Origin of the sequence: Microbacterium sp., from assembly GCF_047607465.1 — a bacterium.
GTDB lineage: Bacteria > Actinomycetota > Actinomycetes > Actinomycetales > Microbacteriaceae > Microbacterium.
Genome location: NZ_JASGCY010000050.1, coordinates 39,380 through 52,934 on the forward strand (window position 1 = coordinate 39,380; position 13,555 = coordinate 52,934).

The window sequence follows — 13,555 nt, forward strand, 5'->3', positions numbered from 1 at the left end:
GATGTTCCGCCGTTCGATCTACAAGACGCCGGCCCAGCTGCGTTCGATGATCGAGCCGGGGCTCATCACGGCCGCGGCCCTGGATGCGGTGGCGCCGCTGGTGCTGCCGGGGACGACGACGCTCGAGCTCGACGCGATCGCTGAGCAGACGATCCTCGCGTGCGGCGCCGAGTCGAATTTCCAGCTCGTGCGCGGGTACCGGCACACCGTGTGCGTGTCGGTGAACGAACAGGTCGTGCACGGCATCCCCGGATCCCGCGTCCTCGAGGCGGGCGACATCGTCTCGGTCGACTGCGGTGCGCAGTTCGAAGGCTGGAACGGCGACAGCGCGCGCACGTTCATCGTGCCGGGAGAAGCGGATGCTGCGCTCATCGCGCGGCGTCAGGAGCTCTCTCGCGTGACCGAGGGCTCGATGTGGGCCGGGATCGCGGCCATGGTGTCGGCCTCGCACGTCGGCGACATCGGCGCGGCGATCGAGGACTACATCGAGGCGCAGGGGGAGTACGGCATCCTCCGCGAGTATGTCGGCCACGGCATCGGACGCAAGATGCACGAGGCGCCGAGCGTCTTCAACTACCGCACGCCCGATCCCGGCGCCGAGATCAAGCCCGGCCTGGTGCTCGCGATCGAGCCGATGGTCACCGCCGGCGGCGATGAGACCTTCGTCGAGGACGACGACTGGACGGTCTCGACCGTCGACGGCTCCGACGGATCGCACTGGGAGCACAGCGTCGCCGTGCACGCCGACGGCATCTGGGTGCTCACCGCCGCTGACGGCGGGGCTGCCGGTCTCGCCGCCTTCGGCGTGACGCCGACCCCCCTGGCCTGACCCGCCCTCTCTCTCCCTCTCTCTTTCTCCTCCCTCCCTCCCTCTCTCTCCTTCTCCTCCTTCCTTCTGTCGAGAAACCAGTTTCGGCGTGAGGCATCCCTTGCGGGGTGGTGTTTCGGGGCGGAGGTGGTTTCTCACCTGGGGTGGGCGGCAGGGGTGGGGGCAGGGGTGGATGCTGGCGCTGCTCCTTTCGTCGACAAACCACTTTCGGCGTCAGAAACCTCCTGTGGGATGGTGTTTCGGGGCGGGGAGTGGTTTCTCACCTGGGGTGGGCGGCAGGGGTGGATGCTGGCGTCGGCCCTTCTGTCGAGAAACCAGTTTCGGCGTGAGAAACCTCCTGCGGGGTGGTGTTTCGGGGCGGGGAGTGGTTTCTCACCTGGGGTGGGCGGCAGGGGCGGGTGGCTGGGGCGGGTGGCTGGGGCGGGCCGCCAGGGGCTCACCAGCGGGAGGGGCCGGGAGGGGCGGGCGGATGCGGCGCGAAGGGCACGTCGCGCGAGCGGTCGGAGAGCGTGCGCAGCATCTCGGTCTGCGCGGGGCGCACGATCTCGACGCCCGCGGCGAGCAGCGCATTGCGCAGAGGTGTCGACCTCCAGGCATCCGCTTGATCCCATCGGGCGAACGGATGCCGGTGGCGCCGCAGCCGGTCTTCGCGTCGCTTCTCGTCGGCGAGGTGCTTCGCCGCCTTCACTGGCTCGTCGAGCTCATACTTCTGCCAGCCGTCGGACTCGCCGATGGTGCGCGAGCCCTCGAAGTAGAAGTCCGCACGGTCCTCGAACCCCTCGTAGTGGAACACCTGCTGCAGGATCGGCGTCTCGAAGCCGTTCCAGTCGATGACGACGCGGCTGAGCGACTCGGGCGGCGACTCCGACAGGGCGGAGGCGTTGTCCCACGTCCACTCGAGCCGCAGGATCCCGCGGCGGTTCACCTGCGGACGGACGTGCGCGCGCAGCTCGTCGAGTGTCAGCATCCCGCCTTGCGCCGGTGCGATGGCGCTGTCGACGACGGCGATCGCCCGTGCCGGCGGCAGCACTCGAGCGAGATCGGCGACGGTGTCGAGCATCGAAGTGACCCGCACGCCATCGATCCGCTCGACTCGACGCGCATCCTGGCTCGTGTGCACGACGACGTCGCCGAACCGCCGCGAACGTCGGCGCTCGGGCGAGTACATGTGGATATCCCTCGTCTCGCCGAACGACGGCAGCCCGAGGACGACGGCCGCCGATTCCAGGCAGAGGATCGCATCGGGATGCGCGCGCACGAACGCATGCACCCGCACCGCGTAGCGCTTCGCGCCGGTGAGTCCCTGATACTCCTCGCGATCGGCGTAGACGCCCCGACGCACGCGGATCAACCGCGGCGACGACGTGTCGATGCGCAGCAGGCGCGTTTCGGCGGAGGTGAGCAGATCGATGGGCGACGCCGTCGTCGCGCGGGCCGAGAGGAGCAGGGGCATGTCCAGCATCCTGTCCGCCTCGCGCGGGCGCTGCTCGCCGGCATCCGCTCGCCCGTGCTGATCCGTGCAGAACTCGCTCCTCGTCCGCCTCTGTGCAGTACGGGTGAGACACCACCTGCGACCCGAGACACCACCGCGTCGGGGGTGTCTCGGACGGGAAGTGGTTTCTCGCCGAATAGGGGGAGAGGGGATACATAGGAAAGACCAGGCAGAATGGATGCTGGCGCTCTGCGCCTCACAGACTTGCAGGGGACTCACCGGGGTGAGCTCGAAAGATCGGAATGCAATGGCAAGCGCCCAGAAGAGCACGAACTGGTTCGTCGTCGGTGTGTCCTCGGCCGTGGTCGTGCTGCTCATCGGCCTCGGGGGCCTCGTCTGGTGGCTGAACGCCCAGGCGACCGGGCCCGGCACTGCTCCGCAGAGCTCCGTCGTGAATGAGGAGACGGGTGCGATCACGTTCGGCGAGGGCGACACCGAGGTCGACACGTTCGTCGACTTCATGTGCCCGATCTGCAACAGCTTCGAGCAGCAGTTCGGCGAGCAGCTGCAGCAGGCGGCGGCGTCCGACGAGATCACGTTGAACATCCACCCGGTGTCGATCCTCGACCGCTACTCGCAGAACACCAAGTTCTCCACGCGCGCGGCCAGCGCCATGTACTGCGTCGCCGACGAGGCGCCCGATGCCGCGCTCGACTTCTTCAACGCCCTCTTCGCCAACCAGCCGGAGGAGAACTCCACCGGCCTCACCGACGAAGAGCTGATCGCGATCGCCGAGCAGGTCGGCGCCGGCGACGCCGCGAGCTGCATCACCGACGGCACCTACAAGAACTTCGTCACTTCGCAGACCAAGTCGCATGAGATCCAGGGAACGCCGACCGTGGAGATCGACGGCACGCGCCTCGACCTCAACGCCGGCGAGATCAGCAAGCTCGAAGACCTGCTCGCCGAGGTCAGCGCAACCACCGCGCCCGATGAGGAGAACACGGGCGAGTGAGCGCGCAGGCTTCTGCGTAGCGCCCGAGGTCAAGGCGCGCGCGAGCCCTTATCCGTGCCTGCGTTGAGAACGCCAGGAACAGGGGGCGGCTCGCTGGGCGGCGGGCATTGTCCCGAGATCAGCCCGTTTCCCCTGCCCTCACGGTCACTGTTTCGCGCGCACTCTTCGTGTGTCCCGTCGCCGGGTTGCGCTCCCCGAGTTTGTTAGCTAACATAACAAACCTGAGAACGTTACCTGGGGAGGGAACAATGGAAAGTACTTTCGCGCGCTCGAAGCGCGTGCTCGGGACTGTCATGGTCACGGCTGGTGTTCTGGCGGCAGGAGCCTTCGGCTCGCTCACGCCGGCGCAGGCGGCAATAGGCAGCTGCCCCACATCGGAGGAGATCGCGAGCCCTGGCACCATCGAATCGCCGACTGGAACGCGGGAGATCTTCACGGACAATAACGTCGCCATCTATGCGGGCCGGAACTTCACGGCTTCGGCGAGTTCGGCCGAGGTCGAGGGTGTGCTCGTCGTCGGCGGCGATGCGACCTTCGACATGACCCCGCCGCGCGGATTCAACATCGGCACGGTCGGTGTGGGCTCAGGTGTCGTGCCATCGCCCGGATCACCCATGCTCGTCGTCGGGGGAGACCTCGTCGCCACCACGGGCAACAGCATCGACGTGGGCGCGAACGTTGGCGGATTCGTCGGGGGCGGAGACGTCCGCGTCGGCGGCGTGTCAAGCCCGGTCGCACCGAGCGCGCAGTTCAAAACCAACGGCGGCGACCTCACCACAGGGATGGGAACTGCGGCGCTCGATGGCTACGAGAACTTCGGCAGCGTCATCACCAGCACCTCGGCTAGCCACGCAGGCAAGACGCCGACCGGTACCGTCACGAACACGGTCAACGGCCTCACGCTCACGTTCGCGGGCACCGGTGCGCTGGAAGAGGTGTTCACTGTCACCGCTGAGCAGCTCACTGCCAGCAAGGAGATCAAGTTCACCGGCATCGGGGACAGCGCGAGCGTGATCATCAATGTCACGGGCGGGCCGGTCGACTGGGCGCCGAACTACTTCTCTGACGACGGCGTCCGCGTCGACCTCGCTGACGGAACGCAGAACGGCTTCGGCGCCGTGGCGACACGCACTCTCTGGAACTTCACGGACGCAACCAGCGTCCACCTCGGTGGATCCTCGCAGGTGCTCGGTTCGATTCTGGTGCCTGGCGTGAACCCCGACCCGACGCAGCCGACTCTCTCGTTCACGGCCAGCACCAACGGACGCCTCTACACGAACGGCTCGATCCTCATGCAGGGCGTCGGCAACGAGCACCACAACTACCCGTTCCGCACGAGCCCGCTCGAGTGCCGGCCAACGGCGAACAACGGCGACGATGACGCGACGGATGCCGATGCGACGGACGCTGACGCCACGGATGCGGATGCTGCGGATGCTGATGCCGCCGACGCTGACGCGACGGATGCGGATGCTGCGGACGCTGACGCCACGGATGTGGATGCTGCGGACGCTGATGCCGCCGACGCTGACGCCACGGATGCCGATGCGACGGATGCCGACGCAACGGACGCTGACGCCACGGATGCGGATGCTGCGGATGCCGATGCCGCCGACGCTGACGCGACGGATGCTGACGCCACTGACGCAGATGCTGCGGATGCCGATGCGACGGACGCTGACGCGACGGATGCTGACGCGACTGACGCAGATGCCACGGATGCCGATGCTGCGGACGCTGACGCCGCCGACGCTGACGCGACGGACGCTGACGCCGCCGATGCTGACGCCGCCGACGCCGACACTGACGCCGCCGACGCAGACGCCGCCGACACCGACGGCGCCACCACGGGCACGGACGGCACCGACAACCTGGCCACCACCGGCGGTCGGGCTCCGTTCGGACTGATCGGCGCCGGCGCGGTCGTCCTCATCGGGGGCAGCATCCTGCTCCTCGCGGGACGCGCGCGTCGCACCGAGGTCTGACGGCAACGCCTCTCACGGCGGTGGCTCGGCTTGCCCGGGTCACCGCCGTGAGCTATTATTGATCTTTGGTGCCTTGTGCCTTGAATTCGGCGTGTCCGGATCGGTCAGGTGCCGCAACTCCCATCACCCACCGCAGATCGACCGGTCTGCACAAGCGTCAGCGAGGCTATGGCTAAGAAAGACGGTGTCATCGAGATCGAGGGCGTCGTGTCCGAGGCGCTGCCCAACGCGATGTTCCGCGTTGAGCTCACCAACGGACACAAGGTTCTGGCAACGATCTCCGGAAAGATGCGGCAGAACTACATCCGCATCATCCCCGAGGACCGCGTGGTCGTGGAGCTCAGCCCCTACGACCTGACCCGCGGCCGGATCGTCTACCGCTACCGCTGATCGGTCGAGAAGTAACGGCCTGCCCCTGACGGGGCGGTACGAAGACAGCGAACAGGAAACATCATGAAGGTCAACCCCAGCGTCAAGCCCATCTGCGATCACTGCAAGGTGATCCGCCGTCACGGCCGCGTCATGGTGATCTGCAAGAGCAACCCGCGCCACAAGCAGCGCCAGGGCTGATCACTCTTCTGATCTGTCTCACAACTCAATACAGGTCGCATGGGCAACAGGCGTTTCGTCTCGCTCCATGACCGCAACATACAGGCAGGATCAGATCCCACTGCGGTGGGGGACACCTCGGGGCGGAGGCCCGGGCACCGATCCTGCTCCACACCTCCACAACACTCAGGAGAACCGCATGGCACGTCTTGCCGGCGTTGACATCCCGCGCGACAAGCGCGTGGTGATCGCCCTTACCTACATCTACGGCGTCGGCCGTACCCGCTCGGTCGAGATCCTCAAGGCCACCGAGATCGACGAGTCGATCCGCGTCAAGGACCTCACCGACGACCAGCTCGTCGCACTGCGCGACTACATCGAAGGCAACTACAAGGTGGAGGGTGACCTGCGCCGCGAGGTCGCCGCAGACATCCGCCGCAAGGTCGAGATCGGCTCCTACGAGGGTCTCCGCCACCGTCGTGGTCTCCCGGTCCGCGGTCAGCGCACCAAGACCAACGCCCGTACCCGCAAGGGCCCGAAGCGCACCGTCGCCGGCAAGAAGAAGGCCCGCTAAGCAGCGGCCCAGGGACTAGGAGAACACTTTCATGGCTGCACCCAAGGCCGCCGCGCGCAAGCCGCGCCGCAAGGAGAAGAAGAACATCGCGCTGGGCCAGGCCCACATCAAGTCGACGTTCAACAACACCATCGTTTCGATCACCGACCCGTCCGGCGCTGTCATCAGCTGGGCCTCGTCGGGTGGCGTGGGCTTCAAGGGCTCGCGCAAGTCGACCCCGTACGCCGCCGGTATGGCTGCCGAGTCGGCTGCCCGCCAGGCTCAGGAGCACGGCGTCAAGAAGGTCGACGTCTTCGTGAAGGGACCGGGCTCGGGTCGCGAGACCGCGATCCGCTCGCTCCAGGCCGCAGGCCTCGAGGTCGGCTCGATCCAGGACGTCACCCCGCAGGCGCACAACGGCTGCCGCCCGCCGAAGCGTCGCCGCGTCTGAGACCGGCAGGCTGAGCCGCTCGGCCTCTTCGTGAGGCCGGGTGGCTCGCCGCCCGCTCCCGGGCAGACGGAAACGTCACAACTCAAGACCTCACCCACCACATGTCATATAGCGGGCATGTGATCGAAAGGAACACAGAGTGCTTATTGCACAGCGTCCCACACTGACCGAGGAAAAGATCGTCGAGAACCGGAGCCGGTTCATCATCGAGCCTCTGGAGCCCGGCTTCGGATACACGATCGGCAACGCGCTGCGCCGCAGCCTGCTGTCGTCGATCCCCGGTGCGGCTGTCACCAGCGTTCGCATCGACGGCGTGCTGCACGAGTTCAGCACCATCCCCGGCGTGAAGGAGGATGTCACCGAGATCATCCTCAACATCAAGCAGCTCGTCGTCTCGAGCGAGCGCGATGAGCCCATCACCGCGTACCTGCGCAAGACGGGCGCCGGCGAGGTCACCGCCGCTGACATCTCGGCTCCGGCCGGTGTCGAGGTGCACAACCCCGAGCTCGTCATCGCGACCCTCAACGAGACCGCGAAGTTCGAGCTCGAGCTCACCATCGAGCGCGGACGCGGCTACGTCTCGGCGACGCAGAACCGCAACGAGTACGCCGAGGCCGGTCAGATCCCGATCGACTCGATCTACTCGCCCGTTCTCAAGGTCAGCTACCGCGTCGACGCGACCCGTGCCGGTGAGCGCACCGACTTCGACAAGCTCGTCCTCGACGTCGAGACGAAGTCGGCGATCAGCCCGCGCGACGCCGTCGCCTCGGCGGCCAAGACTCTCACCGAGCTGTTCGGCCTCGCTCGCGAGCTGAACGTCGAGGCCGAGGGCATCGAGATCGGCCCTGCGCCGGTGGAGGCTGTGAACTCCAGCGAGCTGTCGATGCCGATCGAAGACCTCGACCTGTCTGTGCGCTCGTACAACTGCCTCAAGCGCGAGGGCATCAACACCGTCTCGGAGCTCGTCGCCCTGTCGGAGACGCAGCTCATGAACATCCGCAATTTCGGCCAGAAGTCGGTCGACGAGGTGCGCGACAAGCTCATCTCGCTCGGTCTGTCGCTCAAGGATTCGGTGCCCGGCTTCGACGGCGCCCACTTCTACGGCGGCAGCGAAGACGAGTCTTTCTGACCAACCCGGATTGTCATCTGGCAGAGGCCAGCTGACCCGACCTTTTCCTGACCAGGAGTTAGATATGCCCAAGCCCACCAAGGGTCCCCGCCTCGGAGGCGGCCCCGCCCACGAGCGCCTGCTGCTTGCCAACCTCGCCGCACAGCTGTTCACGCACAAGTCGATCACCACGACCGAGACCAAGGCGAAGCGCCTGCGTCCGCTCGCAGAGCGTCTCGTGACGCTCGGCAAGCGCGGCGACCTGCACGCGCGTCGTCGTGCGCTCACGGTGCTGCGCTCCAACAAGGACGCCGCGCACGTGCTCTTCAACGAGATCGCGCCGCTGGTCGCCGACCGTGAGGGCGGCTACACCCGCATCACGAAGGTCGGTAACCGCAAGGGCGACAACGCGCCCATGGCCGTGATCGAGCTCGTCCTCGAGCCCGTCACCCCGAAGAAGAAGCCCGCCAAGGCCGCGCCGAAGGCGGAGAAGGCCGCTGAGCCCGTCGAGGTCGTCGAGGAGGCTCCGGTCGAGGAGACCGCCGAGGTCGAGGCTCCCGAGGCTGAGGCTGCTGCCGAGGAGACCGTCGAGGCTGCTGCCGAGGAGAAGTCCGAGTAAGCATCCGCTCCACCACGAAGCCCGCCATCCCGTTCCGGGGCGGCGGGCTTCGTCGTACCCGTTGGCTCCTCCCAGCATCCGCTCCGGTCGCGAACCTGGCTCTTATCGCGTCGGAGATCCGACCAGGTTCGCGACCGGAACGGGGAGGGGGAGTCAGGCGCGGGCGCGGAGATCCTTGCGGAGGATCTTGCCCGACGAGCTCTTCGGGATCGCGTCGATGAACTCGACCTGACGCACCTTCTCGTGCGGGGCGACGTGCGAGGCCACGAAGGCTGTGACGTCGTCGGCGGAGAGCTCGGCGCCGGGCTGCAGCACGACGAACGCCTTCGGAACTTCCTGGCCGTCGTCGTCGAGCGCGCCGATCACAGCGGCGTCGGCGATCGACGGATGCTCGAGCAGCACGGCCTCGAGCACCGCCGGGGCCACCTGATAGCCCTTGTACTTGATGAGCTCCTTGAGCCGGTCGACGATGCGGAACACGCCGTCGGCGGTGACCGTGGCCACGTCTCCGGTGTGCAGCCAGCCGTCGGCGTCGATCATCTCGGCGGTCGCATCCGGGCGGTTGAGGTATCCCTGCATGACCTGGGGTCCGCGGATCAGCAGCTCACCGGGGGCGCTCGGGCCATCAGCGGGGACCTCGACATCCGACCCGTCCTCGGCGACGAGCCGGGCCTCGGTGCTCGCCAGCAGCAGCCCAACGCTCGCGCGATCGATGTCGACGCGGTCGACGGGGATCGTGTGCGTCACCGGGCTCGTCTCGGTCATGCCGTAGCCCTGGCACACGACGCAGCCCAGCCGGTTCGCCACCGCCGTGGCCAGCGCGCCGTCGAGCGGCGCGGCGCCCGAGAAGATCACCTTGACCGCGGACAGGTCGTACTGGTCGACGAGCGGATGCTTGGCCAGGGCGACGGCGATCGGGGGAGCGATGAACACCCAGCTGGTGCGGTGGTCCTGCACGACCCGCAGGAATTCGACGAGGTCGAACCGCGGCATCGTCACCAGCGTCGCCCGCTGACGGATCGCGAAGTTCAGCAGCACCGTCATGCCGTAGATGTGGAAGAACGGGAGCACGGCGAGCACGCGGTCCTCGTCGCCGAGGGTGATCGTCGAGCGGCACTGGGCGACATTCGCGACGAGGTTGCGGTGCGTGAGCATGACGCCCTTCGGGCGACCGGTGGTGCCGGAGGAGTACGGCAGCACCGCGAGATGCGTCGCCGGGTCGAACGCGACCTCGGGGGCGGGCCGACCCTCGCCGAGCAGCGCCGGCAGAGACGGGTGCCCGTCGGCGCCGTCGAGCACGATGACGTGGTCGTCGTCGAAGCCGAGGGAGGCGGCCGCCGCCTTCGCCCCAGGCAGCAGCGGCGAGACCGTCACGAGCCAGGTGGCACCGGCATCCGTCAGCTGGTTCGCGATCTCGTCCGCGGTGTAGAGGGAGTTGATCGTCGTCGCCGTGGCGCCGGCGCGGAGGATGCCGTGGAACACCGTGGCGAACGCCGGAACGTTCGGACACAGGATGCCCACCGTCGTGCCCACACCAACTCCGCGGGCGGCGAGGGCGCCCGCGAACAGATCGATCTGGCCGAGCAGCTGGCGGTAGGTCGTCTCGGCCCCGCTCGGGCCGTCGATGATGGCGACCGCGTCGAGACGGGACTCGTCGAGGTCTCCGAAGAGGTACTCGTGGACGGAGACCGCGGGGATCTCGACATCGGGGCTGGAACTGCGGACCATGTGATCTCCTTCGATCGAGTGCGCGACGACGCTGTCGGCGCGATCCAGTTTCGCACACAAAGGCACTGAGTCCCAGGGGCAGAGTGGTCGGATCACGGGTGGCCCGAGAGTAGACTGGGCGGGTGGTCGAGCGCGAACGGGTGAGCAGAGGGCCGCGCGCGTATGCCGCGTTTATCGGAATCGGTCTGCTCGCAGGCATCCTCTCCGGGCTCTTCGGCGTCGGCGGCGGAACGGTGATCGTGCCGCTGCTCGTGCTGCTGCTGCGTTTCGACCAGCGGCTCGCCGCCGGCACATCGCTCGCGGCGATCGTGCCCACGGCACTCGTCGGCGTGATCTCCTACGCCGCGAACGGCGCCGTCGCGTGGATTCCCGCGCTCATCCTCGCCGCAGGCTCCGTCGTGGGCGCGCAGATCGGGACGCGGATGCTGGCGCGGCTGTCGCAGACCGTGCTGCGCTGGGCGTTCGTGGGCTTTCTCATCGTCGTGATCGTGACGCTGTTCGTGGTGATCCCATCGCGGGATGCCGTGTTCGAGCTGAGCTGGGTAAACGGGATCGCGCTCGTCGGAGTGGGAGTGGTCACCGGCATCCTCGCCGGGCTCATCGGCGTCGGCGGGGGTATCGTCGTCGTTCCCATCATGATGCTGGCGTTCGGCACGAGCGATCTCGTCGCCAAGGGCACGTCGCTGCTGATGATGATCCCCACGGCGCTCTCTGGCACCTACGGCAATGTGCGCCGGGGCAACGTCGACCTCGTCGCCGCCGCGCTCCTCGGCGTTGCGGCATGCGCGACGACCGCGCTCGGTGCGTGGCTCGCGACCGTCGTCGACCCCTTCACCGGCAACGTCCTCTTCGCCGTCTACCTCGCCGTCATCGCCGTGCAGATGGCTTTGAGGGCCATCCGCGGCCGCGCGCGCTGACCCTCTCTCTTCTTCTCCTCTTCTCTCCTCTTCTCTTTGGGCGAGAAACCACTTCTCTTTGGGCGAGAAACCACTTTCGACGTGAGACATCACCTGCGGCGTGGTGTCTCGCGCTGGAAATGGTTTCTCGACGAGAAGAGATGGGGAGGGGGGATGCTGGCGCTCCTCCCGGTGAGAAACCACTTTCGACATGAGACACCGCCTGCGGCGTGCTGTTTCGCGCTCGAAGTGGTTTCTCGGCGAAAGGAAGGGAGGGGAGGTGGGGAAGGAGGGAGGGGGAGGGGGAGAGAGAAGGGGGAGGAGGGGAGAGGGGGAAGGGGAGGGGCGCGGGTAGGATTCAGGGGTGGCAGTGAACCAAGAACTCGTCGGTCGGGAGTTCCCCCCGACCTCCCCCTACCTGGTCGGACGTGAGAAGGTGCGCGAGTTCGCCCGCGCGGTCTTCGCCGACGCCCCGCAGCACACCGACGTCGAGGCCGCGCGCGCCGCGGGCTTCGCCGACGTCGTCGCGCCGCCGACGTTCGCGATGGTCATCCAGGACCACACCCTGCAGCAGCTGCTCGCAGAGCCCGACTCCGGCATCGTGCTCGCCCGCACGATCCATGCCGAGCAGCGCTTCGCCTACACCCGTCCGATCGTGGCGGGCGACGAGCTCACCGGAAAGCTCAGCGTCACCGGCATCCGCTCGATGGGCGGTAACGCCATGATCACCAGCGAGGCGGAGATCACGGATGCTGACGGCGCCCATGTCGTCACGGCCACCAGCGTGCTGCTGGTCGGCTCGGAAGAAGGGGCCGCCTGATGCCGTTCGCCGTCGGAGACGTCGTCGCCGAGCGCACCGTGCACCTCACCCGCGAGTCGCTGGTGCGCTACGCGGGAGCATCGGGCGACTTCAACCCCATCCACTACCGCGACGACGTAGCCGCAGCGGTCGGCCTTCCCGGCGTGCTCGCACACGGGATGCTGACGATGGGCATCGCCTCCTCGGCGGTCGTGGCCGCCCTCGAGCCCGGTGCGAAGATCCTCGACTATGGCGTGCGCTTCACCAAGCCCGTCGTCGTCGACCCCGAGACGGGCGCAGACGTGCACGTGCTCGCGACGGTCGGCACCGTCGACGATACCGCCGCGCGCATCGATCTGAAGGTGACCTTCGGCGAGGCGACGGTGCTGGTCAAGGCGCAGCTGCGCGTCGCCCTGTGATGCGCGAGATCGAGCCGATCCGCCTCGCGGAGCTCACGACGCTGCAGACGGGAGCGGCCCCCGAGCGGATGCTGGAAGCGACGACGACCGCGGGACTGATCGACGCACTGCAGGAGGTCTGGTCGCGCGGCGACGCCTGGTTCGTGCTCGGCGGCGGGTCGAACCTCTTCGTCGGCGACGCGCCGTTCGATGGGACCGTGATCCGCGTGCTGACGAGCGGCATCGAGGAGCTGCCCTCCCCGTACCCCGGACGCATCCGCCTGCGCGCACAGGCCGGCCACGCGTGGGACGACCTCGTCGCCTACGCCGTCGCGCACGGCTATGCGGGTCTCGAGGCGATGAGCGGCATTCCGGGAACGGTGGGCGCCGCTCCCGTGCAGAACATCGGCGCGTACGGCCAGGAGGTGCAGGAGACCCTCGTCGAGGTCGAGCTGCTCGACGAGCACGCCTCCGAGGTGCTCACGGTGTCGGCATCCGATCTCGGCCTGGGCTTTCGCACCTCGGTCTTCAAGCACCACTACGGCGGCGAGCCGCAGCGTCGTGCCGTGATCCTCTCCATCACCGTCGACCTTCTCGTCGCGGGCGAGCGGGTCGTGCGGGGCGAGCAGCTGCGCCGCGCGCTCGGCCTCACCGACGACGCGCCCGTGCCGCTGAGCTGGGTGCGCGAGCGGATCCTCGCCATCCGTGCCGCGAAGGGCATGCTGCTCGACGAGCACGACCCCGACACGCACGGGGTGGGCTCCTTCTTCCAGAACGCGATCGTCTCCGAGCGCGTCGCGCGCGCGCTGCCGCCCGAGTGCCCGCAGTGGCCGGTGAGCCCCGACCTCGATGCGGTGACCGTGATCCCGCTCGCCTCCTACGACGGACTCGTGCCGCAGCCGCAGCCGGCGCCCGCCGAGGTCAAGGTCAGCGCCGCATGGCTGATCGAGCAGTCCGGCATCCGCAAGGGGTTCAAGCTCCCGCGTTCGCGCGCCGCGGTCTCGACCAAGCACGCACTCGCCCTCACCAACAGGGGCGGGGCGACGGCCGCCGAGGTCGCCGAGCTCGCCCGGTTCATCCAGAACCGCGTGCACGCCGAGTTCGGCCTCGTGCTGCAGCCCGAGCCCGTCCTCATCGGCGTGGAGCTCTAGCCCCCGCCCCGCGCCCGCCCCCGCGCGCCCCCGCGCGCCCCC

General features: G+C 68.0%; 15 protein-coding genes. 13 read left to right on the top strand and 2 right to left on the bottom strand.

Features of this window, described 5'->3' with window-relative positions:
* The first annotated feature begins 1 nt into the window (after position 1).
* The gene (gene map, locus QM568_RS06710; RefSeq protein ID WP_415137100.1) at positions 2-829 is read left to right on the top strand and encodes a type I methionyl aminopeptidase; all 828 of its coding nucleotides are present in this window, start codon (positions 2-4) and stop codon (positions 827-829) included.
* A 436-nt stretch (positions 830-1,265) separates the two neighbouring features.
* Here map and QM568_RS06715 read toward each other — a convergent pair whose 3' ends face one another.
* Entirely contained in the window at positions 1,266-2,291 is a 1,026-nt protein-coding gene (locus tag QM568_RS06715) for a hypothetical protein (protein ID WP_415137102.1), read from the bottom strand.
* Between the two features lie 277 nt (positions 2,292-2,568).
* Here QM568_RS06715 and QM568_RS06720 point away from each other — a divergent pair, with 277 nt between their 5' ends.
* From QM568_RS06720 to rplQ, 8 genes are all read left to right on the top strand, one after another.
* A complete protein-coding gene (locus QM568_RS06720) occupies positions 2,569-3,276 on the top strand; it encodes a DsbA family protein (RefSeq protein ID WP_415137104.1) in 708 nt (235 codons plus the stop codon).
* Between the two features lie 248 nt (positions 3,277-3,524).
* Positions 3,525-5,261 carry a choice-of-anchor A family protein gene (locus tag QM568_RS06725; RefSeq protein WP_415137106.1) on the top strand — a complete coding sequence of 579 codons (1,737 nt, stop codon included), beginning with the start codon at positions 3,525-3,527 and terminating at the stop codon, positions 5,259-5,261.
* Between the two features lie 168 nt (positions 5,262-5,429).
* The gene (gene infA, locus QM568_RS06730; protein ID WP_005050493.1) at positions 5,430-5,651 is read left to right on the top strand and encodes a translation initiation factor IF-1; all 222 of its coding nucleotides are present in this window, start codon (positions 5,430-5,432) and stop codon (positions 5,649-5,651) included.
* Between the two features lie 63 nt (positions 5,652-5,714).
* Positions 5,715-5,831, top strand: coding sequence for a 50S ribosomal protein L36 (gene rpmJ / locus QM568_RS06735; RefSeq protein WP_005050492.1), 117 nt, complete (start codon positions 5,715-5,717; stop codon positions 5,829-5,831).
* Positions 5,832-6,009: 178 nt separating this feature from the next.
* Positions 6,010-6,384, top strand: a complete 375-nt coding sequence (rpsM, locus tag QM568_RS06740; RefSeq protein ID WP_067354346.1) for a 30S ribosomal protein S13 — start codon at positions 6,010-6,012, stop codon at positions 6,382-6,384.
* A 31-nt stretch (positions 6,385-6,415) separates the two neighbouring features.
* Complete coding sequence (gene rpsK, locus QM568_RS06745; protein WP_045249905.1) at positions 6,416-6,814, top strand: 30S ribosomal protein S11; 399 nt, start codon at positions 6,416-6,418, stop codon at positions 6,812-6,814.
* Between the two features lie 139 nt (positions 6,815-6,953).
* Positions 6,954-7,943, top strand: coding sequence for a DNA-directed RNA polymerase subunit alpha (locus QM568_RS06750; protein WP_067121133.1), 990 nt, complete (start codon positions 6,954-6,956; stop codon positions 7,941-7,943).
* 64 nt (positions 7,944-8,007) lie between these two features.
* Positions 8,008-8,541, top strand: a complete 534-nt coding sequence (gene rplQ / locus QM568_RS06755; RefSeq protein ID WP_415137109.1) for a 50S ribosomal protein L17 — start codon at positions 8,008-8,010, stop codon at positions 8,539-8,541.
* A 153-nt stretch (positions 8,542-8,694) separates the two neighbouring features.
* Here the strand turns inward: rplQ and QM568_RS06760 are convergent, their stop codons facing one another.
* Positions 8,695-10,269, bottom strand: coding sequence for an AMP-binding protein (locus QM568_RS06760; RefSeq protein ID WP_415137111.1), 1,575 nt, complete (start codon positions 10,267-10,269; stop codon positions 8,695-8,697).
* Between the two features lie 122 nt (positions 10,270-10,391).
* On the opposite strand from QM568_RS06760, the gene QM568_RS06765 reads away from it, so the two are divergent.
* The 4 genes from QM568_RS06765 to QM568_RS06780 all read left to right on the top strand — a co-directional run bounded on the left by QM568_RS06765 (position 10,392) and on the right by QM568_RS06780 (position 13,513).
* Positions 10,392-11,186, top strand: coding sequence for a sulfite exporter TauE/SafE family protein (locus QM568_RS06765; protein WP_415137113.1), 795 nt, complete (start codon positions 10,392-10,394; stop codon positions 11,184-11,186).
* 343 nt (positions 11,187-11,529) lie between these two features.
* On the top strand, positions 11,530-11,985 hold the full coding sequence (locus QM568_RS06770) for a MaoC family dehydratase N-terminal domain-containing protein (RefSeq protein ID WP_415137115.1): 456 nt from the start codon (positions 11,530-11,532) through the stop codon (positions 11,983-11,985).
* Complete coding sequence (locus tag QM568_RS06775) at positions 11,985-12,383, top strand: MaoC/PaaZ C-terminal domain-containing protein (protein ID WP_415137117.1); 399 nt, start codon at positions 11,985-11,987, stop codon at positions 12,381-12,383. The genes QM568_RS06770 and QM568_RS06775 overlap by 1 nt, the downstream gene beginning before the upstream one ends.
* Positions 12,383-13,513: a UDP-N-acetylmuramate dehydrogenase gene (locus QM568_RS06780; RefSeq protein WP_415137121.1), complete on the top strand. Its 1,131-nt coding sequence runs from the start codon at positions 12,383-12,385 to the stop codon at positions 13,511-13,513. Before QM568_RS06775 ends, QM568_RS06780 begins: the two co-directional genes overlap by 1 nt.
* Positions 13,514-13,555: the final 42 nt, after the last annotated feature.

What these genes read in the sequence shown, in the direction of transcription:
- map (WP_415137100.1), top strand. Translation starts at nt 2, where the DNA reads ATGTTCCGCCGTTCGATCTACAAGACGCCGGCCCAGCTGCGTTCGATG.
- QM568_RS06715 (WP_415137102.1), bottom strand. Translation starts at nt 2,291, where the DNA reads ATGCTGGACATGCCCCTGCTCCTCTCGGCCCGCGCGACGACGGCGTCG.
- QM568_RS06720 (WP_415137104.1), top strand. Translation starts at nt 2,569, where the DNA reads ATGGCAAGCGCCCAGAAGAGCACGAACTGGTTCGTCGTCGGTGTGTCC.
- QM568_RS06725 (WP_415137106.1), top strand. Translation starts at nt 3,525, where the DNA reads ATGGAAAGTACTTTCGCGCGCTCGAAGCGCGTGCTCGGGACTGTCATG.
- infA (WP_005050493.1), top strand. Translation starts at nt 5,430, where the DNA reads ATGGCTAAGAAAGACGGTGTCATCGAGATCGAGGGCGTCGTGTCCGAG.
- rpmJ (WP_005050492.1), top strand. Translation starts at nt 5,715, where the DNA reads ATGAAGGTCAACCCCAGCGTCAAGCCCATCTGCGATCACTGCAAGGTG.
- rpsM (WP_067354346.1), top strand. Translation starts at nt 6,010, where the DNA reads ATGGCACGTCTTGCCGGCGTTGACATCCCGCGCGACAAGCGCGTGGTG.
- rpsK (WP_045249905.1), top strand. Translation starts at nt 6,416, where the DNA reads ATGGCTGCACCCAAGGCCGCCGCGCGCAAGCCGCGCCGCAAGGAGAAG.
- rplQ (WP_415137109.1), top strand. Translation starts at nt 8,008, where the DNA reads ATGCCCAAGCCCACCAAGGGTCCCCGCCTCGGAGGCGGCCCCGCCCAC.
- QM568_RS06760 (WP_415137111.1), bottom strand. Translation starts at nt 10,269, where the DNA reads ATGGTCCGCAGTTCCAGCCCCGATGTCGAGATCCCCGCGGTCTCCGTC.
- QM568_RS06775 (WP_415137117.1), top strand. Translation starts at nt 11,985, where the DNA reads ATGCCGTTCGCCGTCGGAGACGTCGTCGCCGAGCGCACCGTGCACCTC.
- QM568_RS06780 (WP_415137121.1), top strand. Translation starts at nt 12,383, where the DNA reads ATGCGCGAGATCGAGCCGATCCGCCTCGCGGAGCTCACGACGCTGCAG.